The sequence below is a fragment of the Sutcliffiella tianshenii genome, assembly GCF_016908565.1.
In the GTDB taxonomy this organism is placed as follows: domain Bacteria; phylum Bacillota; class Bacilli; order Bacillales; family Bacillaceae_I; genus Sutcliffiella_A; species Sutcliffiella_A tianshenii.
The window spans coordinates 643,136-662,467 of record NZ_JAFBED010000001.1 but is presented as its reverse complement, the minus strand read 5'-3'; the positions used below and the strand labels follow the sequence as shown (position 1 = coordinate 662,467).

At 44.7% G+C, this 19,332-nt stretch carries 18 protein-coding genes; 13 read left to right on the top strand and 5 right to left on the bottom strand.

Translation table 11 applies throughout. The features are described 5' to 3' along the window. Positions 1–105: 105 nt before the first annotated feature. The 8 genes from JOC95_RS02930 (at position 106) to JOC95_RS02895 (ending at position 6,451) form a co-directional block, all read left to right on the top strand. Entirely contained in the window at positions 106–627 is a 522-nt protein-coding gene (locus JOC95_RS02930) for a DUF6773 family protein (protein ID WP_338083042.1), read from the top strand. Between the two features lie 9 nt (positions 628–636). Further along, positions 637–834: a helix-turn-helix transcriptional regulator gene (locus JOC95_RS02925; RefSeq protein WP_204413210.1), complete on the top strand. Its 198-nt coding sequence runs from the start codon at positions 637–639 to the stop codon at positions 832–834. A 111-nt stretch (positions 835–945) separates the two neighbouring features. Continuing rightward, positions 946–1,749 carry an alpha/beta fold hydrolase gene (locus tag JOC95_RS02920; RefSeq protein ID WP_204413208.1) on the top strand — a complete coding sequence of 268 codons (804 nt, stop codon included), beginning with the start codon at positions 946–948 and terminating at the stop codon, positions 1,747–1,749. Positions 1,750–1,852: 103 nt separating this feature from the next. Then, positions 1,853–2,797, top strand: coding sequence for a heme-dependent oxidative N-demethylase family protein (locus JOC95_RS02915; protein WP_204413205.1), 945 nt, complete (start codon positions 1,853–1,855; stop codon positions 2,795–2,797). A 13-nt stretch (positions 2,798–2,810) separates the two neighbouring features. Further along, positions 2,811–3,290: a dimethylamine monooxygenase subunit DmmA family protein gene (locus tag JOC95_RS02910; RefSeq protein ID WP_204413203.1), complete on the top strand. Its 480-nt coding sequence runs from the start codon at positions 2,811–2,813 to the stop codon at positions 3,288–3,290. Between the two features lie 18 nt (positions 3,291–3,308). Beyond that, positions 3,309–4,253 carry a PDR/VanB family oxidoreductase gene (locus JOC95_RS02905; protein ID WP_338083041.1) on the top strand — a complete coding sequence of 315 codons (945 nt, stop codon included), beginning with the start codon at positions 3,309–3,311 and terminating at the stop codon, positions 4,251–4,253. A 417-nt stretch (positions 4,254–4,670) separates the two neighbouring features. Then, positions 4,671–5,849 (top strand): ParM/StbA family protein, encoded by a 1,179-nt coding sequence (locus tag JOC95_RS02900; RefSeq protein ID WP_204413201.1) that lies wholly within the window; start codon positions 4,671–4,673, stop codon positions 5,847–5,849. Positions 5,850–5,863: 14 nt separating this feature from the next. After that, complete coding sequence (locus JOC95_RS02895; protein WP_204413199.1) at positions 5,864–6,451, top strand: hypothetical protein; 588 nt, start codon at positions 5,864–5,866, stop codon at positions 6,449–6,451. A gap of 74 nt (positions 6,452–6,525) precedes the next feature. Here the strand turns inward: JOC95_RS02895 and JOC95_RS02890 are convergent, their stop codons facing one another. After that, positions 6,526–6,897, bottom strand: a complete 372-nt coding sequence (locus JOC95_RS02890; RefSeq protein WP_204413197.1) for a VOC family protein — start codon at positions 6,895–6,897, stop codon at positions 6,526–6,528. 283 nt (positions 6,898–7,180) lie between these two features. Between JOC95_RS02890 and JOC95_RS02885 the strand changes: the two genes are divergently transcribed. Both JOC95_RS02885 and JOC95_RS02880 read left to right on the top strand, forming a co-directional pair. Beyond that, the gene (locus JOC95_RS02885; RefSeq protein WP_204413195.1) at positions 7,181–9,922 is read left to right on the top strand and encodes a GTP-binding protein; all 2,742 of its coding nucleotides are present in this window, start codon (positions 7,181–7,183) and stop codon (positions 9,920–9,922) included. A gap of 117 nt (positions 9,923–10,039) precedes the next feature. Beyond that, entirely contained in the window at positions 10,040–11,239 is a 1,200-nt protein-coding gene (locus JOC95_RS02880) for a class I SAM-dependent rRNA methyltransferase (protein WP_204413193.1), read from the top strand. A 400-nt stretch (positions 11,240–11,639) separates the two neighbouring features. On the opposite strand, the gene JOC95_RS02875 is transcribed toward JOC95_RS02880, so the two are convergent. Then, entirely contained in the window at positions 11,640–13,043 is a 1,404-nt protein-coding gene (locus JOC95_RS02875) for a tetratricopeptide repeat protein (protein WP_204413191.1), read from the bottom strand. 165 nt (positions 13,044–13,208) lie between these two features. Between JOC95_RS02875 and JOC95_RS02870 the strand changes: the two genes are divergently transcribed. Further along, positions 13,209–14,708 (top strand): aminotransferase class V-fold PLP-dependent enzyme, encoded by a 1,500-nt coding sequence (locus tag JOC95_RS02870; protein WP_204413189.1) that lies wholly within the window; start codon positions 13,209–13,211, stop codon positions 14,706–14,708. 80 nt (positions 14,709–14,788) lie between these two features. On the opposite strand, the gene JOC95_RS02865 is transcribed toward JOC95_RS02870, so the two are convergent. Continuing rightward, complete coding sequence (locus JOC95_RS02865; protein WP_204413187.1) at positions 14,789–15,133, bottom strand: YflT domain-containing protein; 345 nt, start codon at positions 15,131–15,133, stop codon at positions 14,789–14,791. Positions 15,134–15,292: 159 nt separating this feature from the next. Here JOC95_RS02865 and JOC95_RS02860 point away from each other — a divergent pair, with 159 nt between their 5' ends. Together JOC95_RS02860 and JOC95_RS02855 are read left to right on the top strand one after the other, a co-directional pair. After that, a complete protein-coding gene (locus JOC95_RS02860; protein WP_204413448.1) occupies positions 15,293–16,189 on the top strand; it encodes an NAD(P)/FAD-dependent oxidoreductase in 897 nt (298 codons plus the stop codon). 132 nt (positions 16,190–16,321) lie between these two features. Then, positions 16,322–17,014, top strand: coding sequence for a tryptophan 2,3-dioxygenase family protein (locus tag JOC95_RS02855; protein WP_204413185.1), 693 nt, complete (start codon positions 16,322–16,324; stop codon positions 17,012–17,014). A gap of 63 nt (positions 17,015–17,077) precedes the next feature. On the opposite strand, the gene JOC95_RS02850 is transcribed toward JOC95_RS02855, so the two are convergent. Continuing rightward, entirely contained in the window at positions 17,078–17,326 is a 249-nt protein-coding gene (locus tag JOC95_RS02850; protein WP_204413183.1) for a hypothetical protein, read from the bottom strand. Positions 17,327–17,724: 398 nt separating this feature from the next. Next, entirely contained in the window at positions 17,725–19,275 is a 1,551-nt protein-coding gene (locus JOC95_RS02845) for an ABC-F family ATP-binding cassette domain-containing protein (protein ID WP_204413181.1), read from the bottom strand. Between the last annotated feature and the right edge of the window lie 57 nt (positions 19,276–19,332).

Genomic DNA, 19,332 nt, shown 5'->3' with positions numbered 1-19,332 from the left:
TTTGGGTGCATAAAATATATTTAGCTTTTTGCAATATATATGTTGCAAAAAGACACTTATTATATATAATAGAATTAACAAAGGAAATAAATGGAGGGGTTAGTGGTGAGGATTTTTAAGGGGAAAACAAAAGTGGTGGACGAAAGAATCGTTAATATGCAAAATAAGATTTATCGTGAAATCTATATGGGTATCATGATAATTTGCCTTGCGTTCATCGCAGTGAAATTCTATCTGAATGGTAAAGATCTGGTGAATGTCACAACAGAGCTGGTAATAATAATGGGGCAGGGCATCTATTACATTATCCGTTCCACCAGCATGGGATTGCTGTCATCAGAGGTGGAAATGCATAATCGCAACAGCAAGATGTCGTTTACGAAGAAGAATTTTATATTACCAGGCTTAGCCGGGCTTGGGCTTGCAGCATTTTTTGCAACCAACAGTGCGGTGAATTTTGCCGATACAAGGGAAGAAAGCATTTACTATTTCATCAGCGTATTTTTTATCACGCTATTATTTTACATTCCTTTTTTCCTGATTATTTTTGGCGGACCACTCCTGGCTGCTAAAAGGATCAGTGATAAAATTGAAAGTAAGGAACTTGACGATGATGAAAAGATATAAGGTGAGAATATGAAAAATATCAGATTGAAGATGGCCAGGGTGGAAAATGATCTTTCACAGGAGGAGCTGGCGAATATAGTGGGGGTATCCAGACAGACAATCGGGCTCATTGAGCTTGGGAAATACAATCCGAGTCTGAGTTTATGTGTCTCCATCTGCAAAGCTCTCTCCAAGACACTGAACGATCTGTTTTGGGAAGAAGAATAATCATTAGAGTGATTTCCCGTATGCGGCAATCACTCTTTTTTGTAGGTGATTAATATTTAAATTCCTCCCTGAATATATAATCTAGTAGTGATATGAAGGGGTGGTGAGAGGATGGCTTTTTTAGAAGTTAAACCAGGAGTGGAGCTTTATTACGAGGATGAGGGAGAAGGGACGCCGGTTCTGTTCATTCATGGGGTTTGGATGAGTAGTAGATTCTTTCGCAATCAGATACCTCATTTCAAAGAGGAGCATCGAGCCATTACATTGGATTTAAGAGGGCATGGAAGGTCGAGTAAGAATCAAGATGGCCATACGATTAAAACGTATGCTGAAGATCTGCATAAATTTATCCAAAAACTAGAATTGAAGGATGTTGTGCTGGTAGGCTGGTCGATGGGGGCATTTTTAGTATGGGAGTATTTACAGCAGTACGGAGAGGATAATGTAAAAGGAACCGTGATTGTGGATGAGTTGGCATCTGACTACAAATGGCCGGATTTTCCTATAGGCGCCTTTGACCTCGCAACCTTGACGCATTTCATGAGGGAGGTCCAGGAAAATAGAGAGGAATTCCTGAAAGGGTTTATTCCACTTATGTTTAAAAAGGATGTAGAAGAAGAGGAAATGACGTGGATGCTGGAGGAGACCACTAGCCTGCCTGCCGGAGTTGCGAGTGCCATTCTCTTTGATCAGTCTGTAGTGGATTATCGAGCCTCTCTTCCTTCTATTCAAGTGCCGACTCTTCTTTGTTTTGGAAGGGAAGAAAAGCTGATTCCTGTTACAGCGGGTGAACATCTTCGCGACAATCTGCCCAATTCGGAACTTGTCTTCTTTGAAGACAGCTGTCATTGTCCGTTTCTTGAAGAACCAGAAAGATTTAATCATGAGTTGGAACGCTTCATTAAAAGTCTTTAATAAGGAGGATGGAGTCAAAATGACTTCCATCCTTCTTTTTCATATTGCGAAACAGTAAATAATACCCTAACATGAATATAAATAATATTCTGAAAGTGGTGTGATGGTTATCTATAATGATCGTGGAAATTTCCCATATCCATTTAAGGGGAAGAGTTTTAGGTATACGAATAATTCCGTCCTGTTGGATCCGCCATCCAGCATCGAGTGTACCGATTACTATGAGAGAGAAGTACAAATCAAAAGAAAGCTTCTTGAAGAACATCCCGAGCGTTGCTATCAATCCTTGCCGAATACGATGGATGCTCAATGGGAGGCATTAGCCCTTGTTGCGGATAACCTGACCACTTATTTCCCGGAAAAGTTCAGTCTTCTGAAGGAAGGGAGGAATTGGAGCTTTTCCAATAAGGTTATGAACGAGCATCATTCGTTTATTTTCGGGGATGACAGTTCTTTTCCCGTGGAACCGTTGGATTTTATCGGACGGCATGTTCAGGAGGACCTGATCCTGATGGTTCAGAAAGACGGGGAGCTTTTTTTGGATGCAGGCCAGCTCTGTTTTCCTGCCAACTGGTCGCTTGCATTCAATCTGGGGATGAGTTTTAAGGAGCTCCATCATCCTATACCCGGATTTAAGGACAACGATTTGGTGGACCGAATTCAGGCATTTATTTTAAAAATTGAGGATGGAGCCCCGTGGGTAAGGACCAATTGGCAGATGACGGCCGGGCACAGGCTTGATACTCCCTTGGAGACATTCCACGATTGGGGCAAGGCAAGAAAGCAAGTCACGAAGGACAATGCAGGGGAACTGGTACATATTCGGGTGGAGGTGCAAAAACTATTTCGCCTTCCAAGGACACATTCCATTCTATTTTCCATTCATACACATCTACTTTCTCTGGAGGCATTTTCCGGCAATGTGGAGTGGGCCAAACAGTTTACCGCGATTCTGGAAGAACTTCCTTCCTACATATATGAATACAAAGGGATTGCCTTATATCGGGAGGCGGTCATTGATTATTTGAATGAGAGAATAAGAGAATAGGGGAGTGCTGGTGATGGATATGGAGAGAAAAACACTAACCTATATTCCGTATAAAAGACATTACGTATTCTGTGTCGATGAGGCAGGGTTGGCAGAAGTTGCGAATGTCATGATGCATGTCCAATCTGACCAAGTAACTTATGAGCTGTTCCAAGTAGCTGGCGTTAAGGATTTTACAGAATGGCAGACAGAATTGGAAGAGGGGCTCCTAAAGCAAAAAATGGGGACGTACCTTTATGTTGCTGCTTCGTGGGATAAGTTGAATGTGATAAAACGAATTGCAAGCGAAGTAGGTTTTTCAGAAGAAGAGGCACAGTATCACGGAATCGGAGAACAAGAAAAAGTAGTTTTTTGTGGCAGGTGTCATGGAATAACAAGTGTAAAGGATAACCTTTTCAATATCGAATGCCCAAAATGTGGGATTCCCTTAACGATTTCCGACCATTTTTCAAGAAAAAAGGAAGCGTATTTAGGGTATACAGACTTTCAGTAGAAAGGCAGGCCAAGTTTGGTGGAAAAGAAGCTTAAAGTAATCATAAATTCCATAAAAATGGAAACGTTAACTGTGAAATCATTTAACTTGGTTTCTCTAGATGGAAAATCACTGCCGGCATTCAGCGGCGGAGCACATATCAAAGTCTTTCTACCAGATTCTAATCTGATAAGGCATTATTCCTTGATAAGCAGTCCGGATGATTCTGGTTCATATAAGATTGCTGTTGCTCTTGCAGCAAATTCAAAGGGTGGCTCTCTGTATTTGCATCGGGAAGCCAGGGTAGGAGACGTGCTGGAAATAAGCTACCCCAAAAACTACTTCCCTTTAAGCTATAAAGCCAGGCACCATGTGTTTTATGCAGCAGGTATCGGCATCACGCCTTTTCTATCCATGATGGCCGATCTGCGAAGCAGGGGAAAGTCTTTCGAGCTTCATTATGCAGCCAAGAGTGAAGACAAATGTGCGTTTTCTTCCTTTTTGCTTGAGTATTATGCAAAAGAGACCCATTTCTACTTTTCCAAGCTGGGTCAACGGTTGAAAGGGGAGGGGCTATCCGATCACAGGATAGGTACGCATGTTTACTTTTGCGGCCCGGACTCGTTCATTTCCACTCATATCGAGCGGTGTAAAGATCTTGGCTATCCTGCCTCCAGTGTACACAGTGAGCACTTTTCTCCTCCTATCATTCGCGCTTCTTCCTCTTTTATCGCAGAACTTAGCAATGGAATTTCGATTTCTGTACCAGCTGATAGGAGTTTACTTGATTCACTGCATGAAGCAGGGATAGAGGTTCCTTACTCATGCAAGATGGGAAGATGCGGCACGTGTGAAATGCGTGTACTGGAAGGGGAGGTTGTTCATCAGGATACCTTTTTAACGGAAGACGAGAAGAATGCACATAATGTGATTGTCAGCTGTGTTTCCCGTTCGAATACAAGACTACGGATTGATTTAGGTTAGCAATGATCATGAACATGGATACGGGGTATCGTTATTATAACGGTGCCCCGCTCTTTTTTCACAAGAGGGGAGGGGAGTGAAACATAGAGGAATATCCAATTTCTACATGTTTACACTTCACGTATACATGTACACATAAAAGTAAACAAAAGTGTACAATTAGGTTTACTTGTGTACAAATATGTAAACATGTTGGTATATAAGGATGTGTACAGGTTTGTATTTGTTGTAAACCAAAAGTGTATACAAGTATATTAAGTTTACAAAAACGTATACATTTTTTACACTTTCATTACGAATTGCAAGAATGATTGAATAGTAGACAAACATTCTGTACGCTTAAGATATACAGACTAGATTTATTTGCTACATATGGAAAGATACTTATGAAACAGGAAAAGAAAGGAAGATGAACAAATGACATATTCAAGAATTGCAGCAGTTGACGTAGGTAATGATTCTATTAAAGCTATTTTTGGCCACATGGATTCAGAATTGAACATTCCAAACGTAGTGGCAAGAGACATTGAGGATCGTCCTGTTATCGGAATAGAAGAGCTTGACAACAAGGATCCACTGGATGGTCTGCATGTTCGTCTCCACTCCCCTGCCCTGAAAGATAACAACAGCATCTATCGGATTGGTAATCTTGCAACGAAAAGCAATAATGCGACAGAATTGGATCCGGGAAGCAGCAAGTCTGAGGAAGATCAGACATTGATCATGCTTTTTGCCACTTTGGCATTGGATGCTGTAAATGCAAGAAATGAAAAGCATTTTCCGCGAAATAAAAATGTCATTGATGCCAATTACACATTGGGGACCGGACTTCCTTTGAGAGAAGTGAAGGAAGGCAAGGACGCTGGCTACCGTTCCAAGCTCCTTGGATCAGTACACCAGGTAGAGTTCCTTATTACCCCGAAGTATCAAGGTTTGAAAGTGAATATCAAATTTGACGAAGTGAAGGTATATCCGGAAGGATTCGCTGCATACATCAATCTTGTGATGGATAACAATGCAAATATCATCAATAAAGACCTAATTGATAAGCGCATCCTTATCCAGGATATCGGAGGCCTGTCAACTGATATCGCAGTCATTAAAAACCGCAATGTGGACGATGATAAAGCACAAGGGTTCAACCTTGGTGTGTCTGAAGCGCTTGAGCAGATCCGCGAAGAAATCCGATCCAAGCACGGCGTGGAGCTTGATAGCCGCAGGGATGTTGTCGAAATCATCACGAAGAAGAATGACCGCAACCACATCATGGTGCGCGGCAGCAGAACGAGCGTGCATGATATCACGGATAGGATCCTATTAGATCTGGCGAAAAAGCAATATCGCCTTCTGCGTAATGTCTGGCTGAAAAACTCCCAGACGGAGATCTGCTATTTTGTCGGCGGCGGAGCAACGGTGCTAAAGGACTATCTGAAGACGCTCAACAACAGCTTGGATGGCTATAACATCGATTTCTTCGAGGATGAGAAGGAAAGTATCTGGATGATGGCGAATGCATACTATAAACTGATCGCAGATTTCAAAAAGAAGTCCGATAAAGCGAAAGAACCGAAAGACCAAAAAGCTGTTAAAGCGTAAAATAAGGTGATTCTATGAAGAAAACCGGTTCCCTTAACGAAATAAAGCGAGGACAGGCCATCTCTTTCCGGATTCCCTCTGATACCCCAGATCACTTGCTGAAGCATCTGCAAAAGCTGAAGGAAACAGAGAGAAGAAATTTTTCCAGTAAAATAGCCGAGTTTGTCCTGCAAGGGGTTACCACTTCGAGTGCCAGGGAAAAAGAAACCATTTCAATTCCGTTGCCGAATTCCCTAAATAAAAGTCAACGGGACTGGCTGAAGCATCAGCACTCAGAGGCATTGCTTGGGAGTATCGTGTATCAATTGCTCTCAGACCCTGTTCGTGCCACGAGCATCCTTGCTGCGATGAACAGCAACTCGACGGATATCGATCAAGCACTTTATCTTCAGGAGGATATCCCTGCAAGATTTGACAAGCAGGAAGATTCCATTCAAGAGGAAGTTGCCCCAATCGATGTAAATGGAGAAGATGATCTGGATTCCTTTGATTGGGATAAAGCCTTACAGGAGCAAGCTTCAAGTGAAGACGAGCCTGAAGAGCTGGAAGTGGAAGATGTCGATAAGCTGCTCGGGGATTTCCTGGCGCATATGAATAAGTAGCAGAAAGAGGGTGCTCCTGATTGGGGCGCCCTCTTTTGCATGTATGGTGTATGAGAAAACTCCAATACAATAGCTTAGGAAACAGTAACTTCACTCATCAATGCATGAGTATTACCCTCTTCATCCGAAAAGAAGGCCATCCAAGTCTCAGTATCTCCCATTTTGGCTACTACATGTGGTTCATCCAAAAACCTTACATCTTTTTCTAACATTTCTTCGTAGGAGCCTTTAATATCTTCAACTGTAAAATAAAGGATAGAGCTGGCGTTTGCAAATCCCTCTTTTTCAGGCAGGCTAAGAAGTAGTCTGACGCCATTGCAATCAAAAAAAGCTAGATTCCCAGTTGAGAATAGCAAAGGGAGTGCCAATTTTTCTTTATAGAAGGCTACTCCTCTTTCAAAATCCTTTACAGGTATCCCTATTTGACCTACTTGATTGATCTTCATCCCAAATCCCCTTTGTTTTCAGATTATTCTACCATCTGAATTATCCCAGATTCCGTGCGATTTTATCAAGTTAAGTACGAAGGAAATGTGTCGAATTTTTTTCGGACAGGAAAAGTTATACCAATAAGTAAAAGGGTATAGTATAGAATGGTCCTAAAAACGAAAAGACTGACGAACTATATAGCAGAATAGTATATTTTCTATCAAGAGACGAAGCTACTAGAACCATTAGATTACTTTTCTCTTTAAAAATAAGCAGAAATAGAGATTGGTGGAGGGAAAAATGACTACGGAAAGCAAATTCATTAATAAAACATATTTTGAAACATTCATGCTCGATATTGAAACGAAGCATCCTGTCCAGGTGCTTGGAGAGGCATTTTTGGCAGAACAGACGAAGGAAGTGTATGATCTATCCTTTATCCGCTTTGCTCAAGGTGAGGTATATTTCCATAGCAAGGACTATGAGAGCGCCATCTTTAAGTGGGAAAATATCAACAATGAACTGGCACCATGGGCCAAAAAGAATATCGCGGACGCCTATTATGAGCTGGGAATGCTTGTAGAGGCGGAGGATATCTATACGCAGATCCATACCGATAATGATGTCCTGCGAGTGGAAGTTGCCATGCAGCTCTTCAATCTGTATGTGGAAAGGGAGAAGCTTGAGGGTGCCTATAAGCAATTGCGTAAAGCGATCTCTGTGAATCCTGATTATCCGGAAGTGACATCCACTGCGAGGATGTTCTATGAAGAGCAGGAGGACTGGAACCATGCAATCGAGCTTGCTGTCAATGAGTCCATCCGTACAAAGTCGCCGCACTGGTTTGAGCGCCTGAGCCTTTATGTGCAACAGGAGCGTCACGCGGAAGGCTTTGCACCTGAGTATTTCCAAAATGTTCTTATTGCATTGCTGGAATCCGACAAACGTGTATTCGAAGAAGTGACGGCAGGATTGTGGAATAGCTATAAAAATCATCCGTTATACCTATCTTGGATAAAAACGATTAATTCCGTGTTCCTGAACGTGGAGAAGAACTCTTCCGTCTCCTGGAATGTGGTGGCAGATCTTCATCAGGAAACCTATCTTGATCTGATTGACGGCAGATATTTGGTCAAGGAACTGGAAGGGATAGTGCCGGATCTTTTAAGCAATTGGCTGAAGATCTCCAATCAGTCCAACTCCTTGTTCGCTGCAGCTGCAGTCATGTCATGGGCGGAAGTGTTTCCGACAGCCATTTCGGCAGATACATTGCATGATGCCGAAACTCGCATCTTCCGTTATGAGCATGACAGCATCCAGGTGAATTATACTGTAGAGTTATTCAAGACATTGATCAACTGGGCGAAGAACAATCACCTTGAGGTGGGCCATCACAAGAAGTGGCTATTCTCCCAGCTGACAAATCTGAACCAAAAGCATATTGTCGTTACCGGAACTGCTCAGAATGGCAAAACATCCTTCTTGAATTCCCTGATTGGGGAAAAGCTGTTAGGGGATGAGGCTTGTCCGATCTTTATCAGGGCTGATGGGGAAAAGGCTGAGTTGAACGAAATAACGGCCGAGGGCACAAGGGTTCTGAACGATCTAGGCGAACATCAAGCAGGAGCGATTGTTGATCTGAAATGGCCATCCACGTTCCTCGAAGAGCAGAATTACTCTCTAATAAGCACATCTGAATTTGATGTGAAAAATGTCGAAGGCAACGAAACCCTTGATTTTGTCCCATTGTCTGATGGCCTTCTATACGTACTGGATGCTCAAACTCCGTTTACGGAGGAAGAGCTGCATGTGCTTGTGAAAATTAAAGAACGTGCACCGGAGATTCCCGTGCATTTTGTCATCAATAAAATGGATACTGCCTTCCATGAGGCGGAAGCGACACAGATCATCGAGGAGACGAAGAACAGGATCAACGAATTTTTCCCGGATGCACGAGTGTATCCATATTCCTCTCTGCGTGCGGCGAATAAACAGCATCCTGGTCTTGCCACCTTCATGGACGCCAACTTCAAGCTGCGCAGCAAGGCAGTGGAAGAAAGACGTACGTCCAAGCTATTGCAACTGATCAGATCCACATTGACCGAGCTTCTGAATAGCCGTATAGCGATGGAGGATAACTTGGTAAGCACTGTGGCATTCAATGAGGATATCTTAGGCAGACTAAAAGGCTTCATCCATCATTTGCAGGATGCAGAACAGGAGAAAATCCGTACAGTTTCAGAGAATTATCGCGCGGTAACACAGGAAATGAAACGGGAAGTGAAGCTCACCATTCCGAAGCTGCTTAGAGAGTGCTCAAGCCTCGTGAAAGAGGACAGCAATTTCAGCACTCTGCACCATGAATTGAACGAGCAGATGAATATAAAGATCCAACATTACATGCAAGAGGATCTTTTGCCTAGATTCCGAGGGGAGCTTCAACTATGGCTGGACTCTTCGAACAGGGAGCTCCTTGAAAGTCAGGAATACCTGAGGGAGATGAGCCAAACCTTCAATGGCCTTTATAAAGAGGACCGCATGCGTCTGGAATGTGATTTCAGAGTGATCGAAGACTGGCGAAGAGACGTCAACCGTATGCTTAGCAGGGCTGACGTGGAAAAGGAAAACATTTTAAACAGGCCAAACACGACCCAATTCCTGCTGAAAAGTGCAGGGCGCCTGTTTGGTTCCATTCAAAGCAACAACCAGCTGCTTTACAACCAATATAAAAAATACATCGAGAATGAAAGATTTGAAGATGTGACAGAGTCAGTCATCAGAAAGTTCTTCCTGGAATTCGACTTGTTTGAAAAGGCCCTGAAAGCCGATGTCAGCTTGTTCTACCAGGCATCCTTCACAGAACTGGATGAAACGGTCATAGATACCGAGCAGACGATTGAAAACGCAAATCAGAAGCTTGCTCAGATGAAAGCAAGCCCTGAGCGCTATTATGACCCTCTGAAGCTATTCGAAGTAAGACTGCTTCAATACGAATTCATGGTAAAAGTGTGCGAGGACAACGCGAACATACCGACACATTGACATTTACGGCCTCTATCCATTGGGTAGGGGCTTTATCTTTGTGGGAGAATGTATAAAATACCCTAAAACAGTAAATGAGTTATACTAGAATAAAATATATGAAGAATGGATGACGGGATGCGACAGGAAACCACATTAAGAGTGAAAAATAAATTCAGCAAGCAGTATAGAAACGGATATCCCCTGATAACTAAAGAGGCCATCATCAATGGCAAGGACCTGAAGGAAGAAGGGGTCCTCGTGAAATTGGTGGATGAGTCCAACCAGTTTCTTGGGAAAGGGTATTATGGAAATCAGAATAAAGGCTACGGCTGGATCGTCACCAACAATGAAAACGAGGAATTCGATACCCGTTTTTTTGTACGGAAGCTTCAGCAGGCTCTTGGTAAAAGGGAATTCCTCCTGAAGGATAACTCCACAACAGCCTATCGCCTCTTTAATGGGGAAGGCGACGGAATCGGCGGCTTTACCATCGAGTATTTTGACGGCTATCTTGTGATCAACTGGTACAGCGAAGGCATCTATACCTTTAAGGAAGAGGTGCTCGCCGCTATCGGGGAGGTACTCGATGTAAAGGGCATCTATGAAAAGAAACGATTCAATACAGATGGCGGCACCTATGTCGAGGACGATGACTTTGTTTCAGGGGAAAAAGCGCCCGAACCTCATTTGATTAAAGAAAATGACGTGAATTTTGCAGTCTATCTGAATGACGGCGCCATGGTGGGAATCTTCCTCGATCAGCGCGAGGTCAGAAAAACGATACGGGACAAATATGCGAAAGGGAAGACGGTCCTCAACACCTTCTCATACACTGGTGCGTTCTCGGTTTATGCGGCACTTGGAGGGGCAGCCAAAACAACGAGTGTAGACCTTGCGAACCGCAGCCTGCCTAAGACGACCGAGCAGTTCAACGTCAATGGGATCGACGAGAAGACGCAGTCCATCCTGGTGGAGGAAGTATTCCATTTTTTCAAATATGCCAAAAGAAAAGGCCTGAAATACGACATGGTCATCATGGATCCCCCAAGCTTTGCACGATCCAAAAAAGTGACATTCCGGGCAGCAAAGGACTACACCAGCCTCGTCTCGGACGCGATAGCCATCACGGAGCATGACGGGATCATCGTCGCTTCCACCAATTGCAGCACCTTCGGAATGGACAAGTTCAAAGGCTTTATCGACCAGGCCTTCAAGGACAACAAAAAGAAATACAAAATCCTCGAAGAGTTTTCGTTGCCAAGTGATTTTGCGACGATCAAGCAGTTTAAAGAAGGCAACTACTTGAAGGTTGTGTTTGTGCAAATGCTGGGATGAGCGAATAAACGTTTAAACGACACGTGATTCAGCGAGGGGGGTCTGGCCCCGCAACACTAAGGATATAGTGGGAGTATTCTTCCTTACCGAGCGGAATATTCGATTGATAAATTCCTAGCGGGGCCAGACCCCGTACTAGTGAACATTCTAACGGGACAGGGGCCAGGCCCTTATCGATTTTTGTCGAATTATGCGTTTTATCGATATCTCCTGTGTTTTCGTTGATAAATTTAAATTTTCATTGATATCCGGAAATTTTCGTTGATATCGTGGCCGGATTCATCGATATATTGAAATTTTCATTGATATCCGACTTCTCGGCTCAACCAAGCGGCTGCAACATAGCCCAAAATGAAAAAAACTCGTCAATTTGACGAGTTTTTTTAAATGGAACCAACTATCAAGACCCCTTTTGCAGGTTATGATACATATACTGATAGGATTTGGATTCCTCTATCATCCCGAGCTCGAGATAGAGCTTGGTCAGCCATTTGATGGAGCGGGTGTCCGTTGGATCGAGCTCGAGCTCCCAGTTGAAGCATTCCACCGCTTCGTTCAGCTGTTTCATTTGGTAGTAAAGTTCGCCAAGGGCATACATTTGATCCGGGTCGTCTTTGAGGACGGCCATTTTCTTTATTTTCAGCAGGATCGGGACGGTAGGATACTGAATGTAGTACGGCATCAGCCATTCGTTCGTATATTCTAATCCCTTTTCCTTCAGAAGGATGGGTATGACAACCTGGAAGAACGACTGCGCTTCCTTCGGAGAAATGCTGTCGGAAAGTGGGAGTCTCAGCTTCTCCAGCATGTTTACATACTTGGATGGATCGAGATGAGTCAGGATTTCCAGTAGATAAGGGAAATTCTTCGTGGAAATCTGGGAATTATTTTTGGTCAATAGCAGCAGTGCGTCCTCATAGCGCCCTTCGTTCTTTAAAAGGGTGAGGAGATCCTTCCATAATCTATCATGAGGGACAGCTCTCGCCTGTGCGACATGAGCCAGGATATCCGTTTTCCCCTCAAGGCCGGGGTTCTCGGTGATTAGGGCGGTCAATTGTTTGTAGTTGAGATCATCACAAGGGGAGTCATGAATCAGGGAGTGTGCATACAAGCAGAGCAGTTCCATGATGCGTCCTTCCTTTTCCATAAGCTGATGAAGGGTTGTGAGGCATGTCTTGTCCTCCAGATGTTCATAGCAGTATTGCTCGGCATATAGGGGATCTTTTACAGCAAGGGTTGCAAGGTTTGATTGATAGAGTGATTGGTAGGACTGATACTGCAGGCTCTTGGACATGTCAGGTGCCCATGGGTGGGAAGGATATAAATCAGAAAGCAGGCGCAGCATTTGATAAGTGTGGAGTAGCTGTCCATCACGTCGCAGCTTGAGTGCAAGCTCCTTGATTGCTTTGATGATTTTTTCCTTTTTCATATAGGTGTCGAAGATGGTGAGAATATTAGCTGCTTCAAGGGGGGAGTATTTTTTCTGCACTTTTTCCCATAGTGGATTCAAGGCTGGGAAAGTGTGTATGCGATTGTGTGTAAGCAGATAGGATACAAATGGATGGGTCGGCGGTAGAGTGATGCCTTTTTGCAGGATGGAGCTTAATCTGGAGCTTCTTTTTATCTTGATTGTATGTTTTCCGGTCAGATAGGCGGTTTTATAAAAAAGCAAGTAATAGCAGTCTGTCTGATCCTGATTTTGTGCTTCCAGTACTTGAAAGCCTTGGTACGTATATAGGCCGGTTGGCTCAAGGAGTAAGGAGTGCTTATCGTGTTGAATGTTAATGGACGTCATTTTCGTCATTATATTCCCTCCAATGGTTTGTACCTTGTGTTGAGAGATAGCCTCTCTTTATTGTAACACGGATCCGTAGAGAAAGAGAAATCACTGAAAACCTTAGAGTGGTCCCTTACCATGTTTCTTTACATATAATGGGTGGAGAATGCGCGAGGATAAGGTGGAGTATCGATGATTAGAGCTCGGATCGGGAGCAAGCGGAGGGAGTATGGGGGAGAACTGGAGACTTATTTCTCCTCTTTCAGAACAGGGATAATCGGGAACGGACATAAGATGAAAACCCCATTTGGAGAAAAGCAAATCAGATATGCAGATTGGACGGCAAGCGGCAGGTTATATGAACCGTTTGAAAAGAGGATTGCTGAAAAAATCGGACCATTCATGGCAAACACCCACACGGAGTCAAATGCGACAAGCTCCTTCATGACAGCAGCCTATAATAAAGCGCGAAACATCATTAAGTCCCATGTCCATGCAGGTGAGGAGGATGTCCTCATCATGGATGGCTTCGGAATGACCAGCGTCATGAACAAGTTTCAAAGAATTCTCGGCCTGCGTGGCCCGGAGATGTGGAAAGCCCGTATATTTTTGCCTGAAGCGGAACGGCCGGTGGTGTTTATTACGCATATGGAGCATCATTCGAATCACACCTCCTGGCAGGAGACCATCGCGGACGTGGTAATCGTCCCGCCGGACCCAAATGGCAATGTAAGCCCTCGGAATCTGGAAGCGTTGCTGAAACAGTACCGGCATCGCAAATGGAAAATCGGTTCTTTTACCGCCTGTTCAAATGTGACAGGGATCATGACGCCCTATCATGAATTGGCCAAGGTCATGCACAGGTATGAAGGAATTTGCGTGGTTGATTTTGCGGCAGGGGCACCCTATTTAACAATGGATATGCACCCGCCGGATCCATTAGAGAAGCTCGACGCCATCCTGTTTTCGCCACATAAATTTTTGGGCGGGCCGGGTACAAGCGGGGTCCTGATTTTTGATAAAAATCTTTATCACAACAGGGTGCCGGACCATCCAGGAGGCGGGACCGTCAAGTGGACGGATCCTTGGGGCGGGCATGCTTATTTTGAGGATATTGAAACGCGGGAGGACGGGGGCACACCGGGTATCCTGCAGGCTATCCGCACGGCACTCTGCATCCGCCTCAAAGAGAAGATGGGTGCACAGCAAATAATGGAACGTGAGCAGGAAATGGTTGCATTGCTTCTTGGTGAATTGGCGGGCATACCACAAGTACGTGTTCTTGAAGGGGAAAAAAGGCATCGCATCGGCATCGTATCTTTTTGCATCAGAGAATTGCACTACAATCTCGTCGTGAAACTGTTGAATGACCGATTCGGCTTCCAGGTAAGGGGGGGCTGTTCCTGCGCAGGTACCTATGGGCATTTTTTATTTGATATCGATGAAGCGGCTTCCAAAAGTATCACAGATAAAATCTCTGAAGGGGACCTTTCCGGAAAACCTGGATGGATCAGGTTTTCGATGCACCCTACCATGACCAATGGGGAGATATACGAGTTTGTGGACGCGCTCAAGCTCATCATTCGTCATCAGGAGGAATGGAAGCGGGAGTATGTATATTGTGCAAGCTGTAATGACTATTTTTATCTAACACGGGAAAAGCGCGACGTGGATGAATTGTATGACATATAGGACCAACAAAAGAGGATGGCCACATGGACCATCCTCTTTCTATATATATAAGGGGGGGAGTTTACTAGTTTTAGGATTACTTAAAAGGTGCTGCTTGCAGTTGCGTCTTTTACAACCAGAATGACTTTTCCATGATCAAGCTTTTCTTCAAGCTGCTCCGCTTCACCGGAAGTGAATCCAAGCTCCTGGAATTGGGCACGAAGCTCATCGCCTTTACTGCGGAAGACATTCTTCACATAAGTATCTAATCCAACATCGCCTACGCCAACTGTGTTAGCATCCGCGTTGTCAGCTACACGCTTTGTGCGGTCATCATCATGTGTGATCACGTAGATGTCGTTCTCGTGTACACCTTGCGCTTTAAGCTCCTGTACAGCTCCTACTACTTGTTCATCATTTTGAAATTCTTTATAAGTTGGTTTCATGTTAATCGCCTCCTTGGTTATGTAATAAAAATACCCGCTTCACAAAAAGTGAAACATGCTTGGACAATTTTTTTCTCAAATATTGATTTGTGAAGGATTGATAATTCATCCCGAACTGACAAATAATACTACCCAAAAGAGTCGGAGGAGGGATAGATGATGCTCTACGATTGCATGATTATCGGCGGGGGTATTGCGGGTCTGCAGGCTGCCATCCAGCTGGGCAGGTACCGCTACAGGGTGATTGTGATTGATTCAAATGATGGGAGATCTAATCTCTGCCGGTGTTATCATAATCTCCTTGGCTGGCCTGATGGTGTGAGCGGTGAGACACTGAGAATGCTTGGAAAGCAGCAGGCGGAGGGATATGGTGTTCATTTTGTAAGTGACCGTGTGACAAGCGTATCAGAGGATGCTGGAGAGTTTGAGGCTTCCACAGAGCAGTCCCGTGCCTATAGGTCCAGGCGTCTCCTGTTCGCCACCGGGATAAAAGACAACATCCCCATGTTTCCTGAGCTCATCCCATGTATGGGAATCAGTATATTTGTCTGTCCCGATTGCGATGGATATGAAGTCAGCGATAAACCGGCCTTGGTCATAGGGTCAGGGGATGCTGGGGCTAATATGGCACTAGCTTTGACACATTGGTCGCAGGAGATTACTCTTGTAAACCATGGAAAGGCTCCCATCGGAGAAAAGCTACTTGAACAATTATATAAAAAAGGGGTTCGTGTGATTGTTGAAAAGATTGTGTCCGTGGCTTGCAACGGGACGCGGTTAGAAGGGATAAGATTGGAAGGAGGTCTGCACCTGAGGGCCTCACAGGGGTTTCTCGCTCTAGGCGGGAATGAGGTTCATACAGATCTCTCTGCAGGGTTGGGAGTGCTGCTTGAAAAGAACAGGCATATCAAAGTGGATCCAAGGACGAAAATGACGAATGTGAAGCATGTGTGGGCGGCAGGTGACATTGTGGCACATTCCGAGCAGGTGGCGATTGCCATGGGGGACGGGGTGCAGGCGGCCATATGGATGCATAAAAGCCTGCAAGGGGAATAGAATCATAGTTGACAGTGGTTTGAGGCAATGCGTAACATAGGATGTAAGGGTTTACATAAATATCTGAAAAGAGTGGAACTTAGTTGTTAGCCGTTAGTCTTTCCATTTCGATCGGGAGCAGGAGGAGAAAAAATGGAAGAGAAAAAGATAACCGATTATGAGAAATATATTCGCACCGAAGAGCTTTTAAGCCTGCAAAAAGGGGAGCAGGAGCTGTGCTGCGAGGATGAATTGACATTTCAGATGATCCATCAGATCGCTGAGCTTCACTTCAAGCTGGTCATCCAATATATCAATCTCGCAGACGCCGATATGAAAGCGAAGGAAGTCCTTCAGGCGACGCAGCAGCTGCAGCGGGTCAATATGCACATGAAGCACCTGCCGCCAGTGTTCGATATGGTAAAAGTGATCAGTCCGAGGGATTACCATACGATACGTCTCGCACTTGGCAGAGGAAGCGGTCAGGATTCACCGGGCTTCAATCACATTTTGAAATTGGGACCGACACTCTGGCAGCCGTTTGAAGCGATTTTGAATGAACGCGGGCTGACACCGCTAGAACTTCACAAGAACGCAGGGGATAACCTGGAGCTGTTTATGCTCATGCAGGAGATGATTGCGTTTGATGAGAATTTCCAAACCTTCCGCCAGCATCATATCCAACTTGTCCGGAGAATGATCGGCCTGAATACGAAGAGCCTGAAGGGAATCCCGGCACAAGCGCTTGAACGTGGGGCAAAGTTCGAGTTTTATCCAAAGCTTTGGGAGGCAATCTGTGAGCTTACAGACTGGACCGGATCGAGCTATAATCCGAAGCCGTTGTAAATGGCGAGTGGAAATTGAATATAAGAAAAACTCGAAGGTGAAGGCCCTCGAGTTTTTTTTCGTTCATTTTTTGTTTTTGCCGAGTCTTTCGTTACCGCGTTTAAAATTGCCTGTTATTTTAGCCAGCAATAATTGTACTTCTGGCGTGTTTCTCTCGACTTCCTGGATCCTGGCTATAAGGCGCTCGGCTTCCTTTTCCTTTACAATCTTAATTTGTTTCCCCTCGTATTGGATCAGGACCGTCCCTTTTTTCGTGATTTGATAAGAGAATGGTTCTTCGGATAATCGGTTTCTTTTATCTATGTCGCTCATTGCACCGTCTCCCTGATTTTTTTCGTGATACATATATTTTATTTTATATCGGGAGGCGTTTTCTGGCAAAAGTGGCGAAGAACGGTAGCTTTTCTCCATAGAGTGTTGCGTGGAGGATGATTTATCCGCAAATAATGAATGGATACGTGTCCATGAATAGGCGTCGGAACCGGATATCAACGGTTTTCGTTCATATATCAACGGAAATATCTTTTTATCAATGGATCTCGTTCATATATCAACGGAAATTTTCACATATCAACGAAAACCCCCAAGATATCGATAAAACGCATTTTACGACATAATCCGACACTCAACACGCAACCACTAAGTTCCCATCACAAAAAAAGCCGCCCAAAAGTCATACAAATCATGACTTTCCGGACAGCCTCCAGTAATTATTTCTGCTCAGCCCATTCCTCGACGTTCCATACCTTCGTTACCCAGTCCTCATAGAAGCTAGGTTCGTGGCAGACCAGCAGGATGGTGCCTTTGTATGCCTTGATGGCACGTTTGAGCTCTTCTTTTGCGACTACATCCAAGTGGTTGGTCGGCTCGTCAAAAAGGAGCCAGTTGCTTTCATGCATCATCAGCTTGCATAGGCGCACCTTCGCCTGTTCTCCACCGCTCAGTTGGCTCAGTGGACGGGAGATGTGTTCATTCTTCAAACCACAGCGCGCAAGCACGGCACGGACCTGATGCTGATCGAGTCCAGGGAACTCATTCCAAACATCGTCAATCGGTGTGATGTCTTTCGCTTTGACCTCTTGCTCGAAATAAGATGGGAAAAGGAAATCCCCGCGGACTACATTCCCGCCAAGCGGATCGATTTTACCCAAGATCGTTTTCAGCAGGGTGGATTTACCGACCCCGTTGCATCCGACAATGGCAATCTTATCGCCGCGTTCGATTTCCATCGTAAGCTTCGGCAATAGTGGCTCGGAATACCCGATTTCAAGATCCTTTGCTTCTACCACATAACGGGAGCTTGCACGGGATTCCTTGAATTCGAATGTCGGCTTCGCTGCAGTTTCTGGACGGTCGATACGCTCCATGCGGTCGAGCTGCTTTTGACGGCTTTTCGCACGGCCTGTCGTGGAATAGCGCGCTTTATTTTTCGCGATGAAGTCCTCTTGCTTCTTGATGAACTCCTTCTGCTTTTCGTATGCGTTGATATGCTGGTTTTTGTTCAGCTCCGCAAGCTCCAGGAACTTCTCATAGGAAGCTGTGTAGCGGGTCAATCTTGAAAATTCCAGGTGGAAGATGATATCCACAACGCCATTCATAAACTCCGTATCATGGGAGATCAATAGGAATGCGTGAGGATATTCCTTCAGATAAGAACTCAGCCAGCGGATATGCTCGACATCCAGATAGTTCGTCGGCTCATCCAGAAGCAATACTTGCGGCTGCTCCAATAACAGCTTCGCCAAAAGGACCTTTGTACGCTGTCCGCCACTTAGGGCAGCAACGTCACGTTCAAGTCCGATGGCATCAAGGCCAAGTCCGCGCGCTGCTTCTTCCACCTTTATATCCAGATTATAAAAGCCGCCGGCATCAAGATGGTCCTGAATTTCCCCCATCTGCTCCAAAAGTTCTTCCAATTCCTCGGGAGTTGCTGTGCCCATTTTGTCAGTGATGCTGTTTAACTCTTTTTCTTTTTCATAAAGCGGGAGGAATGCATCGCGCAATACGTCGCGGATCGTCTTTCCCGGTGTCAGCACAGTATGCTGATCCAGATATCCGTATTCCACACTTGGCGTCCATTCCACACGTCCTGTGTCGTACACTATTTCCCCAGTAATAATATTCATCAAAGTGGATTTACCAACCCCGTTGGCTCCAACCAGCCCTACATGCTCACCTGCAAGAAGGCGCAGGGAGACATCCTTGAATAACATGCGATCGCCAAAACTGTGGCTTAATCCATCTATGCTTAATAAACTCATGCTCGTATCCATCCTATCTCTAAGAGCGAGTTCAAAAAGGAGGATAAAAAGAGCAAA

Coding starts and splice junctions, on each gene's coding strand:
- JOC95_RS02925 (WP_204413210.1), top strand. CDS start 637: ATGAAAAATATCAGATTGAAGATGGCCAGGGTGGAAAATGATCTTTCA.
- JOC95_RS02920 (WP_204413208.1), top strand. CDS start 946: ATGGCTTTTTTAGAAGTTAAACCAGGAGTGGAGCTTTATTACGAGGAT.
- JOC95_RS02915 (WP_204413205.1), top strand. CDS start 1,853: ATGGTTATCTATAATGATCGTGGAAATTTCCCATATCCATTTAAGGGG.
- JOC95_RS02910 (WP_204413203.1), top strand. CDS start 2,811: ATGGATATGGAGAGAAAAACACTAACCTATATTCCGTATAAAAGACAT.
- JOC95_RS02900 (WP_204413201.1), top strand. CDS start 4,671: ATGACATATTCAAGAATTGCAGCAGTTGACGTAGGTAATGATTCTATT.
- JOC95_RS02895 (WP_204413199.1), top strand. CDS start 5,864: ATGAAGAAAACCGGTTCCCTTAACGAAATAAAGCGAGGACAGGCCATC.
- JOC95_RS02890 (WP_204413197.1), bottom strand. CDS start 6,897: ATGAAGATCAATCAAGTAGGTCAAATAGGGATACCTGTAAAGGATTTT.
- JOC95_RS02885 (WP_204413195.1), top strand. CDS start 7,181: ATGACTACGGAAAGCAAATTCATTAATAAAACATATTTTGAAACATTC.
- JOC95_RS02880 (WP_204413193.1), top strand. CDS start 10,040: ATGCGACAGGAAACCACATTAAGAGTGAAAAATAAATTCAGCAAGCAG.
- JOC95_RS02875 (WP_204413191.1), bottom strand. CDS start 13,043: ATGACGAAAATGACGTCCATTAACATTCAACACGATAAGCACTCCTTA.
- JOC95_RS02870 (WP_204413189.1), top strand. CDS start 13,209: ATGATTAGAGCTCGGATCGGGAGCAAGCGGAGGGAGTATGGGGGAGAA.
- JOC95_RS02865 (WP_204413187.1), bottom strand. CDS start 15,133: ATGAAACCAACTTATAAAGAATTTCAAAATGATGAACAAGTAGTAGGA.
- JOC95_RS02860 (WP_204413448.1), top strand. CDS start 15,293: ATGCTCTACGATTGCATGATTATCGGCGGGGGTATTGCGGGTCTGCAG.
- JOC95_RS02855 (WP_204413185.1), top strand. CDS start 16,322: ATGGAAGAGAAAAAGATAACCGATTATGAGAAATATATTCGCACCGAA.
- JOC95_RS02850 (WP_204413183.1), bottom strand. CDS start 17,326: ATGAGCGACATAGATAAAAGAAACCGATTATCCGAAGAACCATTCTCT.
- JOC95_RS02845 (WP_204413181.1), bottom strand. CDS start 19,275: ATGAGTTTATTAAGCATAGATGGATTAAGCCACAGTTTTGGCGATCGC.